Annotated in this window: 13 protein-coding genes; 3 read left to right on the top strand and 10 right to left on the bottom strand. The window is 63.4% G+C overall.

Annotated features, from left to right (window positions below; genetic code table 11):
- The first annotated feature begins 102 nt into the window (after positions 1 to 102).
- Positions 103 to 570, top strand: coding sequence for a rhodanese-like domain-containing protein (locus tag AB1286_RS19625; protein ID WP_430364830.1), 468 nt, complete (start codon positions 103 to 105; stop codon positions 568 to 570).
- Positions 571 to 653: 83 nt separating this feature from the next.
- Here the strand turns inward: AB1286_RS19625 and AB1286_RS19620 are convergent, their stop codons facing one another.
- From AB1286_RS19620 to hrpA, 8 genes are all read right to left on the bottom strand, one after another.
- Positions 654 to 1,133, bottom strand: a complete 480-nt coding sequence (locus tag AB1286_RS19620; RefSeq protein ID WP_430364829.1) for a hypothetical protein — start codon at positions 1,131 to 1,133, stop codon at positions 654 to 656.
- A gap of 256 nt (positions 1,134 to 1,389) precedes the next feature.
- Positions 1,390 to 2,064, bottom strand: a complete 675-nt coding sequence (locus tag AB1286_RS19615; RefSeq protein ID WP_430364828.1) for a hypothetical protein — start codon at positions 2,062 to 2,064, stop codon at positions 1,390 to 1,392.
- A 10-nt stretch (positions 2,065 to 2,074) separates the two neighbouring features.
- Positions 2,075 to 2,566, bottom strand: a complete 492-nt coding sequence (locus AB1286_RS19610; protein ID WP_430364827.1) for a hypothetical protein — start codon at positions 2,564 to 2,566, stop codon at positions 2,075 to 2,077.
- Between the two features lie 359 nt (positions 2,567 to 2,925).
- Positions 2,926 to 3,750, bottom strand: coding sequence for a competence/damage-inducible protein A (locus AB1286_RS19605; RefSeq protein ID WP_430364826.1), 825 nt, complete (start codon positions 3,748 to 3,750; stop codon positions 2,926 to 2,928).
- Positions 3,751 to 3,759: 9 nt separating this feature from the next.
- Entirely contained in the window at positions 3,760 to 4,572 is an 813-nt protein-coding gene (locus AB1286_RS19600; RefSeq protein ID WP_430364825.1) for an EI24 domain-containing protein, read from the bottom strand.
- A gap of 12 nt (positions 4,573 to 4,584) precedes the next feature.
- A complete protein-coding gene (locus AB1286_RS19595) occupies positions 4,585 to 5,577 on the bottom strand; it encodes a sterol desaturase family protein (RefSeq protein ID WP_430364824.1) in 993 nt (330 codons plus the stop codon).
- 14 nt (positions 5,578 to 5,591) lie between these two features.
- Positions 5,592 to 6,623 (bottom strand): beta-propeller fold lactonase family protein, encoded by a 1,032-nt coding sequence (locus tag AB1286_RS19590; protein ID WP_430364823.1) that lies wholly within the window; start codon positions 6,621 to 6,623, stop codon positions 5,592 to 5,594.
- A gap of 132 nt (positions 6,624 to 6,755) precedes the next feature.
- Entirely contained in the window at positions 6,756 to 10,820 is a 4,065-nt protein-coding gene (gene hrpA, locus AB1286_RS19585; protein ID WP_430364822.1) for an ATP-dependent RNA helicase HrpA, read from the bottom strand.
- A gap of 22 nt (positions 10,821 to 10,842) precedes the next feature.
- Here hrpA and argA point away from each other — a divergent pair, with 22 nt between their 5' ends.
- The gene (argA, locus tag AB1286_RS19580) at positions 10,843 to 12,225 is read left to right on the top strand and encodes an amino-acid N-acetyltransferase (RefSeq protein WP_430364821.1); all 1,383 of its coding nucleotides are present in this window, start codon (positions 10,843 to 10,845) and stop codon (positions 12,223 to 12,225) included.
- Positions 12,226 to 12,273: 48 nt separating this feature from the next.
- Positions 12,274 to 12,549 carry an oxidative damage protection protein gene (locus AB1286_RS19575; RefSeq protein ID WP_430364820.1) on the top strand — a complete coding sequence of 92 codons (276 nt, stop codon included), beginning with the start codon at positions 12,274 to 12,276 and terminating at the stop codon, positions 12,547 to 12,549.
- 95 nt (positions 12,550 to 12,644) lie between these two features.
- On the opposite strand, the gene AB1286_RS19570 is transcribed toward AB1286_RS19575, so the two are convergent.
- Both AB1286_RS19570 and AB1286_RS19565 read right to left on the bottom strand, forming a co-directional pair.
- Positions 12,645 to 13,184, bottom strand: a complete 540-nt coding sequence (locus tag AB1286_RS19570; protein ID WP_430364819.1) for a metallophosphoesterase family protein — start codon at positions 13,182 to 13,184, stop codon at positions 12,645 to 12,647.
- Positions 13,185 to 13,226: 42 nt separating this feature from the next.
- Positions 13,227 to 13,427, bottom strand: coding sequence for a hypothetical protein (locus tag AB1286_RS19565; protein WP_430364818.1), 201 nt, complete (start codon positions 13,425 to 13,427; stop codon positions 13,227 to 13,229).
- Positions 13,428 to 13,445 lie beyond the last annotated feature (18 nt).

Genomic DNA, 13,445 nt, shown 5'->3' with positions numbered 1-13,445 from the left:
TTTTTGGCGCACGCCAGCGCACATCGAAGTGCGCCTATCGACGGCTTGCGCGTGCATGGCGGGGCTAGAATGGTCGTTTACGAATTTTGGAGACGTCGGGTCATGAGTTCACTGGACCAAATCCTCACGCAAGCCGGCGCGCGCCGCACCGAACACCAATTGCCGTATGCGGGCGCCGTGTCGCCGAACGAAGCCTTCGAATGGTTGCAGCTCGATCCTCGCGCGCGTCTCGTCGATGTGCGCACGCGCGCGGAACTCGATTGGGTCGGTCGTCCGCTCGTTGGGGACGGACAGTACCTCCATATCGAATGGAGCCGCTATCCGGGCGGCGTACCCAATGCCGAATTCATTGAGCAATTGAAGCAGGCGGTGCCTTCGGCCGACACGCCCGTCCTCTTTCTTTGCCGCAGCGCGGCCCGCTCGAAACTCGCGGCCGTGGCAGCCGCGCAAGCGGGTTTCGGTAGCGCCTACGATCTATTGGAAGGGTTCGAGGGCGATAAGGACGGCAACGGACACCGCAAGACCGTCACCGGATGGTGCTTCCGCGGGTTACCGTGGATCGGGGCTTGAAACGCATCGGCGAGCACGGCAATGGCCGTGCATGACAAAGCGGGTTTGCCGCCATCCGGCAAACCCGCTTTGTCAGCGCTTTGCTAGCGAGTAACCAAGCGCGGGGCGTCAAGCTCGGGAGGGCTCGTCAACATCGGATCCGCTTGCAAATAGGCGTATGTATCCGACTGGGCGAAAGCCTCGATCGCAACCTCGGCATGCTCAAAGAGCTCGACCACGGCCCAATCGGCAATAGCGAGCGCAGGGAGCCCCTTGATCCGACGGGACGGATACACGAATCCGTCGGGCCGGCTGCTTTCCTCTATCGACAGCATCGCTTGACGGATGCGGTAGCCGAGCCACTGGCAAGAATCATGAGCGACGGAGGAAATCATGTCGTGAATGCCGAGGCGGCTGCTGTTGTCTTCGCCCAAGCTCCATAGCGACAGGACGCGATTGAATCGTATGCGCGCCAGCACGCCCGATTGCGCCGCTGTACGAGTCACGTGGTAGCCGTTTCCCGCGCCGCGATTGTTCACGACCAGTTTGCTTTCCCATACGGCGACCAAGTCGCTAGTCGCCATATATAGCCAGGTGAACTCGAGCGCCCCATCCGGGCGGCCGAACTCGATGGGCGGCCCGAATCGGTGCGCCTGGAAAGGGGATGCCGTTCTGACGTACTTCGCACTGTGCGACGCACGGACGAATTCGGTATCGAGCTTATATTGATAAGTACGTCGCCCTAGCGCCCGGACTATCTGTTCGACGGAAGGTATCGATTCTTCAAATTCCTTCGGCACATTTCTTTCAACTTGATTGCTGATGGACATACCCGCTTACCTAGTCCGGGTCAGCAACCTCCATCGCAGCAAGCGCCATAACCTTGTCGAACCGCGCGCTTTCGGGCCGCGCCAAGATTCGAGCTTGCTCGGGCGCAAGCGCCCCTCGATCCTCGAATGCGAGCCCGGCCAGCACTTCGGCGGGCGACAACTCATTAAGCGCATCGAGCTCCGTCACGAAGAAGGTGTTGACCTGTATCCTCGATTTCCTGCCGAGGATCGCTAGCACCTCGGGCAGCAGCGACGGGATATTCCCGACAAACTGCCAAGCCGGATAAGCACGCCCATTTTTCATACCCACCGGAATCGCGCTATAAAACTTGACGTGATCGCCTCGGTAGAGCGTGGTTTTCGACATACCCGTTCGTGCCATCACCTCTTCAGGGCTCAGCTTCGTAATCGGCAACGATAGGAATGCGGCGGGCCTCGACACCGCGCCCTCGGGTATCAGTAGGTCGGCTAGCCGGGTTTCAAGCGCATGCTTGAGCGGCTCACTGACCCTTAGGCGGCTATTTGCGGTCGCGGGTTGCTTACGCAATTCGTCGAAAACGTCCTTGAGCAAGTCATCCGCCAACCGGGTGATCAGTTGATGCGGATCGCTCGGATACTGGCCGTTGACGACAGCTCGCAAGTTCGCCTTTGTAACCAAACCACTTTCCTTCGTTGCAGGTTCCATTACGACTCCTTCAGTGAACGAACAGGGGCGGCGCGCCGACCGGCGCAATCAACCGCGACCGAGAAGCAAGGCTGCGCGTACGGGTACGCACGCAGGCACGCCCTCGCCCCGCCTTCAAAAGCGCTGCACGACGATTCGCATCCCAGCGCAAGACGAGCGACTGAAAGTACTTAGCGACTGAGACTCCCCATCCTGCTTCGTAGCCGTCCAGGCCAAGCTCGAAGCTCAGAATTCCACCGCAGCGCCTGATCAGCGAATCGTCGGACGAGCGAGAGTAGAAACGCTGCAACAGACGACCGATTCGGTTGCGCTTGAGCTGCTCGGCCGCTAGCTGCTGACGGCGAAAACGCTCGAGAACGACACTGCGGTCCGCACTGCCGGTGTTGAGCCGATCGGACGTTGGAGCGGTGCGGGACAGGCGACCGACAAGTTGACGCACCCCCGCGATCGACAGCTCGGTCAGACGCTTGAGCTCGGCGCTCGACAGCCTGATCTCATGCATTCGGATCGACATAAGGTCCCTGTACGGTAGAGGCACGACAACGTAGATATTGTACATAGATTTTCCCGTTTTTCCCACTTTTCCCGATTTTCCCAATTCATCAGCCAGTTGCTCGTCGATGGCGCGCCACGCAGTCCGACCGTGCGCGATAGTCCAAGCGTTAAGGAATCAATCGAACGCCGCCGGCAGCGTAAAGCCGCTGGCGGCAAAAGGCGTGAGCGTGCACCGGTCTCGGACCGGTTACGCACGAAGGTGGCCGATCGGCCTAGCCTGGCGGAAGGAGGTGCGGGGAAAACGGCCGGCGCTTCGCCGGCCAGACAGTGCGGGACAGTAGGGGCTTGTGTGCAGCCCGGGCGCGATCAGCTCGCTTCGGGCTCGACGATATCGCCGCCGAGCAGATGTACGCCTTCTCGAAGTTTGACGAACGCCGCAGCCACCGCCTCGGGCTCGCCTTTGACGCCCAAATCGATATGCCGGCGTACGAATACGCCGCCGCGTTCGGCATCGCCGACGCTCGGCAAACTAAATACGCGCACACCCGGGAAATCGGCTTCGATTTTTTCCATCAACGGCGTGAGCGTCGACTCCATGAGCTCGAAGACGTACAGCGAGCGCTCGGCGTGCGCCACGGCATGATGCAGATGCGCGTACTTCGTATCGAGCACCCATTCGATCATCGGCCAAGCCATCACGGGAAACCCCGGCACGAAGTGATGGTCGCCCATCGAAAAGCCGGGAATCTTGTTGTAGCCGTTCGGGATGATCGTCGCGCCGCGCGGAAACACGCCCATGTTCAGGCGGTGAAGATTCTCGGGCGCATCGAAGTCGATCGGCTGCGACGCGGCTGCGGCATTGGACGCCGCGTGCATCTCGCGAATGCGCGTCCGAATGAGCTCGGCCGCTTCGGGATGCAGCTCCAGCGACACGCCGAGCGCGTCGGCCGCGCATTGCCGCGTGTGATCATCGGGCGTGGCGCCGATGCCTCCCGTCGAAAAAACGATGTCGCCGGATGCGAACGTGCGCGCAAGCGTGGCCTTGATGCGCTCGGGATCGTCGCCGACGTACTCGGCCCAAGCCAGTGCCAGACCTCGCGCGCTCAGCAACTCGATGACTTTCGGCAGGTGCTTGTCGACGCGCCGGCCCGAAAGAATTTCATCCCCGATAATGATCACACCGAATGCCATAGACCGCCCTCACATGGATGGAAGCGCCTCGTCGGCACGCAGACGCTGCAACGCGTCGAGACAGTAGTGGCCGAACCACAGCGCCGAAAACACGAGGATAAACGCATAGATCCAAATCGTGGCGGCGGTGATCACCGGGAACAGCACGACGAGCCAAACGGACCACGCCCAGATCAGCGTCGGCACGGTGCCCATCAAGCCGGTCGCGATGCCGATCGCGAACAGCGGCCCGCGGTGGCGTCGAATCAGCGCGCGGCGTTCGTCGCGGCTCGCGTGCAAGGCCAGCGCATCGTAAGTCATCACGCGGTAGGTCAGCCAGCCCCAAAGCAGCGGTGGAATCACCGCGAACAGCGGCGGAAACAGCCACAGCGGCAGCGTCACCAAGAACAGGACGATGCAGACGACGGCCGTCACGAGCGAGTGCGCAAGCGAGCCGTACCATGAACCGCCCCGGCGCTGCTCGAGATCGGCGAAGCGGCGCAAGGACAGATGTCGCACCACGAGCGGCATCGAAATCGTCGCGATCAGAAGCAACACCGTCGTGACGATCAGCGGAATAGATAGCGCAACGACGAGAAACGGCGCGAGCGCGGCGTGCAGCGAACTCAATCCGACCCAGTCGAAGGCATGATCGAGCGCCGAGCCGAACCAAGAGTCGGCCAGCCACGCGCGCGCGGCGCCCACGAGCGGCTGCCACATGAACCAGAAGAATGCGCCCCACCCCACGGCCGCCACCACGAACGGCATGAAGGTGAGCCAAAGCATGCGCGGGTGCAGCACGCTTGCCGTCGCTTTTCCGAGAGACCGCAAAAAACCGCTCATGCGCGCGCCTCGTCAGACCGCGGCCGCTCCCCCGCCGCCGCGACGCGGGCGCACCCGGCGCGCGATACGCACGAGCGCGAGCCAGTGTTGCGCGACGAACCCTTCTCCATACGATTCACCCTCAAGTTGCTGACGGATGCCGGTGGGCTCGAGTGCCCGACTCCACGATGCCGTCCGAAACAGCATATCCCACCAAGGGAAGAGCACGCCGAAGTTGCACCCGTACGCCGTTCCCTCATGGCCGTAACCGACCGCATGGTGCCGGCGGTGGAACGTGGGGCTGACGATCAATCGCTCGAGCAGGGGGCCGAACGGCAGCCGAGCGTTGGCATGCTGCACGCTCTGCGCGAAGTTCGTGACCGCTGTGAGAACGACGAATTGCGTCGGGGCGATGCCGATCGCCAGCGCGATCGCGGCGAAAAAACCCGCCTGGACCACATCGTCGAGCAGGTGATTGCGATCGTCGCACCATAGCGACATCTGACGCTGGCTGTGATGAACGGCGTGCAACTCCCACCAGACGCCGAATCGATGCTGCCAGCGGTGATACCAATAGCCGGCGAAGTCGAGCACGACGAGATAAATCGCGAATGCGACGAGCGGCTGCGACGTCACGCCGGGCCAAAGCGTATCGAGATTGATGTTCGCGATGCCGTGATAGCGCAGCCAGACCTGGCTCCTATCGAAAATCGGCTGGAAAGCGACGAAAAAGAACAGGTTGAACAGCCCGAGCTTTGCGATCCAGGTATAGAACACGTCTACCCGCACCGCTTTCCTGTCGTTCCAGCGTTCCACGGGCCGCAACGCCTCGAGCGGGCGGAGCAGCACGTACATCGAAACGATGGTCAAGAACCCGACGATAACGGGATACAGCGCGTCGTAGGTGTCCTCGTCGTAATCCATCCAGCCGAACTTGAACAGCAGCGGCTGGATGACGTCCATGAAGAGCCACGTTTGCAGCGACGAGACGAGCCCATCGAGCGACAAAACGATCCAATGCAGCATGGCGCGGCGCCCGCTTAAGCGCCGTTCGGTGCCGTCACCGGCGCGCGGTCGTAGAAGAAAATGCCGTGCGGCGAGCGGCCGACCGCGATCGTCTTGATCAACTTGCGCGAAGCCATGTCGATGATGCCGACATGCTTGGCGAAGCGGAACGTCACCCACATATAACGCTTGTCGGCCGTCAGTTCCATATCGTCCGGTCCCGGCATCAGACCCGTAATGTCGCCGACGTTAGTCAGCGTGTTTTCGTCGATGATGCTGATCGTGCTGGCCACGCGATTGGACACGGCGACGTGCACGCCGTCGTCGAGCGAGCGGAAGTTATGCGCGCCCTTGCCGGTCTGGATCCGTTTGACGACGCTTTGCTTGCGCCAATCGACGACCGCGACGTCGTCCTCGCCGGTCATGCCGACGAGCAAGTAGTTGTCGCCCGGCGTCAGCCACAGGCCCGCCGGCGTATCGCCGACGTTCATCTTCCACTTGACGGTTTGCGTCGCCAGATCGACGGCCGCCACCTGCCCCGAGACCTGGAGCGTGACGAACACCGTCTTGCTGTCCTTCGTGAACGCCATGTGGCTCGGCATCGTCGCGAGCGGCAGCCGCTTGACGAGCGTCGGCGTTTCCGTCTTCGAATCGTACGAGTAAATATCGAGACGATCGAGACGCAACCCCGTCGTCACGAACCACTTTCCGTCCGGCGAAAAGCCGAGCTGATACGGATCTTCGATGTTTTCCAGGCGTTTTTGCACCTTACCCGTCTTCGGGTCGACGAACATGAGATCGTTCGACACCGAATCGGCCACGATCAGCGAGTGCCCGCCGGGCGCCAGCATCAAATGATGCGGCTCCTTGCCCGTCGGAATCTTGCCGGGGACCATTTGCTGGGTCGCTTGGTCGATCAGAGAAAGGGTCGCCTCGCCCGAATTGAGGACGACGACGTCGCTTGCGTGAGCCGCGGGGGACATCGCCGCCGCCGCAAAGCAGGCCGCCGCGAACGCGCCGGCCACGCGAGTGGCGCGCCCTGCGCGAGAAAAGAATGAGGTAAGCATGAGAACTCGTTCGAAAAAACCGCTGCCATCATAAAACGTTTGCGAGACGGCACGGTTGACCAAGGTCCAAAAAACATCGGCCGATGAACCGGGGCGCATCGCAAGATGTGGGGCGGCATCGCGCCGCCCCGCTCATCGCTGCATCGACTCCCACACTTTGTGTAGGCGCTTGACGGAGACAGGCATTGGCGTACGCAGTTCCTGAGCGAACAGCGAAACGCGCAATTCTTCCAGCAGCCACCGGAATTCCGTGAGCCGCGCATCGGGCACGCCGCCGCGCGCCGACTGCGCGCGCTGATATTGAACCAAGAGCGGCTGCATCTCGGCGAACGAGCGCGTATCTCGCGCGGGATCGGCTTTGAGCTTGTCGATACGCTGCCCGATCGCTTTCAAATAGCGCGGGAAATGCGCGAGCTGCGGGTAAGGCGTATCGACGATGAAACGCTTGCCGATCAACGCCTGGAGTTGCTGCTGCATGTCCGCGTAAGCCTGTGCGAACGGCTTCGCCTGTGCGAGCTTTTTCGTGACGGCGGCGTACTCGGCGAGGACCTGTCCCACCAACCGGGCGATTTCCTGCGCGAGCAGCGAAAGCCGCCCCTTGCCCTCATCTCGACGCGCGTGGAAGCTCGCATCGTCGGTGGGTAGCGGCTCTTGGAGGCACGCGCGCTCCAGCGCCATCTCGATCAACTGGTCCCGCAGCGCCTCCTGCGTGCCGAGCGGCATAAACTGCATCGCCATCTCGCGCAAGCCGGGCAGGTTCTTCTCCAAATACTTGATCGGCTCGCGCAGTTGCAACGCAAACAAGCGCCGCAGCCCGGCCCGGTGGATAAGCGCGGCTTGCTCGGGCGAATCGAACACTTCCACGTCGCAGTGCGTCGTGCGATCGACGAGCGCGGGATAGCCGAACAACGTCTGCCCGCCCCGCCGGATCTCGAGCAACTCGGGCAATTTGCCGAAGTTCCAAGTCGTCAGATTGTCATACAGCGCCGTCGCGGCGGGCGTGCCCGGTGCGGCATTCGCCTCGCCGCCCGTATCGGGGCGGCTCGCGGTCGAGGCGCGCGCGGGACCGGGCGCGCCGCCACTGCCCTTTTGCGGCCGCGCCTCGCCCGCGCCGGTGAGCGTGACCCCGGCCGCCAGCTTCTGAAAATGCCGCTGAGCATCTGCACCGAGTTCGGAGCGCAACTGCGCGAGGTTGCGGCCCATCGCGAGCTGACGGCCATGCTCGTCGACGATCTTGAAGTTCATGAACAAGTGCGCCGGCAGCGTTTCGAGCTTGAAGTCGGTCGACTTGAGCGCGACTTGCGTTTGCTCGCGCACGTCGGCGATCAGGGTCTCGACGAGCCCGCCCACGCCGACGCGCGACTCGTGGCGCGCAGCGAACCCGGCCGCATAGTCCGGCAGCGGCACGCAGTGGCGGCGCAGCTTCTGCGGCAACGACTTGAGCAGAAGCTGCACTTTTTCCTTGAGCATGCCCGGCACGAGCCATTCCGCGCGGCGCGGATCGACCTGGTTGAGCGCATAAAGCGGCACCGTCAGCGTGACGCCGTCGCGCGGCGAGCCGGGCTCGAAGTGGTACCCGAGCCCCATCTCGCTGCCGGCCATCGCCATGCGCTTCGGGAACAGATCGGTCGTAACGCCGGCCGCCTCGTGGCGCATGAGGTCGTCGCGCGACAAATAGAGCAAGCGCAGCTTGTCTTCGGGCTGTCCGCTCTTTTTGACTTCGTCGCGATACCAGCGCTCGAACGCCGTGCCGGTATGAATCCCCTCGGGGATCGCCTGGTCGTAAAAAGCGTGAATCAACTCGTCGTCGACGAGCACGTCTTGCCTGCGCGACTTATGCTCGAGCTGTTCGATGTCGACCAGCAGTTTTCGGTTGTGCGCAAAAAAGGCGAGCTTGGTCTCGAACTCCCCTTCCACAAGCGCACCGCGGATGAACAGTTCCCTCGCGCGCGCCGGGTCCTGCTTGCCGAACGCCACGCGGCGGCGATGATAGACGGGCAATCCGTACAGTGTGGCTCGCTCGAACGCCGTCACCTGCGCGGCCCGTTTCTCCCAGTGCGGCTCCGACAGTTGCTTCTTCAGCAAATGGCCCGCGACCTTTTCGATCCATTCCGGTTCGATTTTCGCGAGACTGCGTGCGTACAGGCGGCTCGTTTCGACGAGCTCCCCGGCCATGACCCAGCGTCCCGCCTTTTTCACGAGCGTAGAGCCGGGCCAAAGGAAAAATTTGATGCCGCGCGCACCGAGATAATGCGGCTCGTCGTCGGCCTTTAGACCCACGTTGCCGAGCAATCCCGTCAACAGCGCCAAATGCAACTGCTCGAACGTCGCCTCGCTCTCGTTCAAGCGCCAGCCGTGCTCGCGCACAACGGTCAGCAGTTGCGAATGGACGTCGCGCCACTCGCGCAGCCGCAAATGCGACAGAAATTGTGCGCGGCAAGCGTCGACGAGCTGCCGGTTCGACTTCTTGTGAGCCACGGCTTCGCCGAACCACTTCCAGATGCGCAGCCATTGTAGGAACTCGGAGCGCTCGTCGGCAAAACGCCGGTGCGCCTCGTCGGCTTGTTCCTGCGCGTCGGCCGGCCGCTCGCGCGGATCTTGCACCGATAACGCACTCGCAATGACCAGCACTTCGGTCAGCGCTTGCTGATCGCGTGCGGCCAAAATCATGCGGCCCACGCGCGGATCGAGCGGCAAGCGGGCCAACTCTCGACCGAGCGGCGTCAGCGTATTGTCCTCATCGACGGCGCCGAGCTCGGCCAGGAGCTGATAGCCGTCGGCGATCGCGCGGCCCGGCGGCGGCTCGATGAACGGAAACGATTCGATTTCCGTCAGATGGAGCGACTTCATCCGCAGAATGACCGCCGCGAGCGACGAACGCAGGATCTCGGGATCGGTAAAACGCGACCGAACCTGAAAATCGGTTTCGTCGAACAAGCGAATGCAGACGCCGTCGGCCACCCGGCCGCAACGCCCCGCCCGCTGATTCGCCGCGGCCTGCGAGATCGGCTCGACTTGCAACTGCTCGACCTTATTGCGGTACGAGTATCGCTTCACGCGCGCGAGCCCCGTATCGACGACGTAGCGAATCCCGGGCACCGTCAGCGAAGTCTCGGCGACGTTGGTCGCCAGCACGAGCCGCCGGGCGTTCGAGGCCTTGAACACGCGTGCCTGCTCTTCGGCCGAAAGGCGCGCGAACAGCGGCAAGATCTCCGTGTGCGGCGGGTGGTGCTTGCGCAGCGCTTCGGCCGCCTCCCGGATCTCGCGCTCGCCCGGCAGGAACACGAGCACATCGCCCGGCCCCTCCCGGCACAGCTCGTCGACGGCGTCGACGATCGCGTCCATGAGATCGCGATCCGCGTCGCGGGCGCTTTTCGGCCGATCGGGACGATCGGCGCGCTCGCGTCCCGTCGTCCCCTGCGCGGATTTGATGGCCGCGCTGAGCTCCTCGACGGGCCGATACCGAATCTCGACGGGATAGAGCCGTCCACTGACCTCGATCACCGGGGCCGGCCGCGTTTCGGTGCCGAAATGGCGTGCGAAACGCTCAGCGTCGATCGTCGCCGAGGTGACGATGAGTTTCAGATCGGGCCGCTTGGGCAAGATCTGCTTCAAATAGCCGAGCAGAAAATCGATGTTCAGGCTGCGCTCGTGCGCCTCGTCGATGATGAGCGTGTCATAGGCGCGCAGCAGCGGGTCGGTTTGCGTCTCCGCCAGCAAAATCCCGTCCGTCATGAGCTTCACCGACGCGCCGGGAGCGAGATTGTCCGTGAACCGCACCTTATAGCCGACGACCTCGCCGAACGGCGTACCCAGTTCCTCGGCGATCCGCCGCCCCGTCGCGGACGCGGCGATCCGGCGCGGCTGCGTATGGCCGATGAGGCCCGTGCCGCCGGCGCCTAGGCCGCGGCCGAGCGACAGGCAGATTTTCGGGAGCTGAGTGGTCTTGCCCGAGCCCGTCTCGCCCGACACGATCACGACCTGGTTGTCGCGAATCGCGCGTGCGATCTCCTCGCGCCGGCCCGAAACGGGCAGCGCGGGCGGAAATTCGATCGGTGGGACGGGATTGGGCTGGACAGCGGGACGGCGGTCACCGTCGGCCTTGCGCGGAGCGGCGGCGGGACGCGCATTTTCGCTGCGCGCCGCGCGCGGCCCTCGGACCTCACTGGCGGCCGGACTTTTGGATACGTTCGACATGGGGGCGCATTATAATCCCGGGATGAATTCTCGAACCGACCTCGCCCCCACGACAGAAAGCGCCCCGGCCCGTTCCGCGGCGCCCGAATCCGACGCCGTCTCGCACGCCCAGTTCGTCGACTGGATGCGATCGGTCGCGCCTTATATCCACGCGTTCCGAAACAAGACGTTCGTCGTCGGGTTCGGGGGCGAAGTGGTCCACGAGGGGCTGCTGAGCGCGCTTGTCTCCGACATCGCGCTGTTGCAAGCCATGGGGATCCAGATCGTGCTCGTGCACGGATCGCGCCCGCAGGTCGAAGAACAGATGAATTTGCATGGCGTGCAATCGGAGTTCTCGCACGGCATGCGCATTACCGATGCACGCGCGCTCGAATCGGCCAAGGAAGCGGCCGGCGAAGTGCGGCTCGATATCGAAGCGGCGATCAGCCAAGGTCTGCCGAACACGCCGATGGCGCACGCGCACATCAGCGTCGTTTCAGGCAACTTCGTCACCGCGCGGCCGGTCGGCATCCTCGACGGCGTGGATTTCCAGCACACGGGCATCGTCCGTAAGGTCGACGCCGAATCGATCAAGCACTCGCTCGCGAGCCGCAAGCTCGTGCTGCTCTCGCCGCTCGGCTTTTCGCCCACGGGCGAGGCGTTCAATCTATCGATGGAAGACGTGGCCTCGGCGGCGGCGATCGCGCTGCGCGCCGACAAGATCATCTTCCTGACCGAAACGCCGGGCCTCATGAGCGATGCCGGCGAGCTCACGCAAGAACTGTCGTTGGATGATGCCTACCGGCTGCTCGACAGCGGCGAGCTCAAGGGCGATCCGGCGTTCTATTTGAAGCATGCCGTGCGCGCCTGCCGCGGCGGCGTGCCGCGTGCGCACATCATCCCCTACTCGCTCGACGGCAGCTTGCTGCTCGAATTGTTCCTGCACGACGGCGTCGGCACGATGATCTCGTACGAGAACCTCGAGAGCTTGCGCGAGGCCACGCCCGACGACGTCGGCGGCATTCTCACGCTGATCGAGCCGCTCGAATCCGACGGCACGCTCGTCAAGCGCGGCCGTCACCAGATCGAGCGCGATATCGATCACTTCTCCGTCATCGAGCACGATGGCGTTCTGTTCGGCTGCGCGGCGCTCTACGCTTACCCGCAAGAGCGCATCGGCGAAATGGCGTGCCTCACGGTTGCCCCCGACGCACAAGGCGCAGGCGACGGCGAGCGGCTGCTCAAACGGATCGAGCAGCGCGCGCGTGCGCGCGGACTCACGCGGATTTTCGTGCTGACGACCCGCACCGAACACTGGTTCCTCAAGCGCGGCTTCGTCAAGGCTACCGTCGACGATCTACCCGAAGACCGCCGCCGCCTCTATAACTGGCAGCGCAAATCGCTCGTGCTGATGAAGCATCTCTGAGCGTATCCGCCGCGCCGCTTACCCTATCGACTACAGGAGAAATTCACGATGGCCCGCATGGTTCAGTGCGTCAAACTCGGCAAGGAAGCCGAAGGACTCGATTTTCCGCCGCTGCCCGGCGAACTTGGCAAGCGCATTTATGAAGGCGTTTCGAAGGAAGCCTGGCAAACCTGGCTCAAGCAGCAAACGATGCTGATCAACGAAAACCGCTTGAACATGGCCGATCCGCGCGCTCGCCAGTACCTGATGAAGCAAACCGAGAAGTTCTTCTTCGGCGAAGGCGCCGACCAAGCGGCTGGCTACGTGCCGCCCACGCAAGGCTGATCGACAGGCCTTTTCGCGTCTACCCGCTTCCTCCCGCTTCCTCCCGCCTTCTCGGCAACCGGCTCGCACGATCGCGCGAGCCGGCTTCCCTCCGGTTAGTGCTTTCCCCCTTGCTTCCCGCCACGCCGTCGAGCGGCTGCCGGATGGCCGTCCGCTTGCAAATCGAGCGTATGGAGCTCGACGCGAACGCCGTCTGGCTCGATGAAAAGCCGGCCGACCGATACCGGCAGGGTAAAGCGGCGCGGCCCGGCGCTGCCGGGGTTGACGAAAAGCACGCCGTCGCGCGTTAGCACCGACGGCTTATGCGAATGGCCCGTCACGACCACGTCCACCCCGTGCGTGCGCGGGTCGATGCGTAAATCGGCAATGTCGTGCACCACGTAGATCGAAATGCCGGCGAACGTCAATGTCGTTGCGCTCTGCAACGTCTCGGCCCATGCACCCCGGTCGTTGTTGCCGCGCACGGCCGTGACCGGCGCGATTTGGGCCAACGCATCGAGCACGCTGGGCGAGCAGATATCGCCCGCGTGGACGATCGCATCGACGCCGGCGAGCCACGTCAGCGCCTGCGGGCGCACGAGATCGTGCGTATCGGAAATCAAGCCGATGCAAACGGCGACGGACGACTCAGGCATAGCCGATGAGCGATGAAGCGCGGCTCGCGCGCCCCCTTGGGATCAGATGCTGGCCGATGCGCAGCCTTGACGATGGCCGAGCAGCCCGCGCGAACGATGCAGCGCCGCACGCGCACCGCGCGTCGCCATGACCGCGCCGACCTGCCCGAGATTGAAATCGAGCGACACCATCAATTCCATGAGCTCCACCATCGGCAAGACGATGGTCGGGTTGTACAGCCGTTGTTCGATAAGCTTTTTCATGGCGACTCTCCTGCGAGC

Source organism: Trinickia sp. NRRL B-1857, from assembly GCF_050470685.1.
GTDB lineage: Bacteria > Pseudomonadota > Gammaproteobacteria > Burkholderiales > Burkholderiaceae > Trinickia.
The sequence above is the reverse complement of the archived record's forward strand: the minus strand, read 5'-3'. Positions and strand labels throughout refer to the sequence as shown.